The following is a 354-nucleotide window of genomic DNA, read 5'->3' on the forward strand; positions in this document are numbered from 1 at the left end:
GGTAATGCCCCCTAAAAAACGGGGGAATCAGAAGTAGAATTTTCTCATTAAGGAGTTCTACAGATGAAGCGATCGAAGTTCACGGACACCCAGATCATCGAGGCGATCAAGCGGGTTGAAGGCGGTCTGGCAGTGCAGGATCTTTGCCGTGAGATCGGTATCAGCCAGGCGACGTTCTACAAGTGGCGCTCGAAGTATGGCGGCATGGATGCGAGCCTGATGACGCGGATGAAGGAGCTGGAGGCGGAGAACGTCCGGTTGCGCAAGATGTACATCGAGGAGAAGCTCAAGGCGGAGATCGTCGGAGAAGCCCTTGCAAAAAAATGGTGAGGCCATCTCGTCGACGTGAGATGG

1 pseudogene is annotated in these 354 nt (G+C 54.2%); it reads left to right on the forward strand.

The features are described 5' to 3' along the window. Positions 1 to 63 precede the first annotated feature (63 nt). Positions 64 to 354 (forward strand): annotated as a pseudogene (locus A7V84_RS10855) (transposase); the annotation flags it as partial.

Origin of the sequence: Bordetella trematum (assembly GCF_900078335.1) — a bacterium.
Lineage (GTDB): Bacteria > Pseudomonadota > Gammaproteobacteria > Burkholderiales > Burkholderiaceae_B > Bordetella > Bordetella trematum.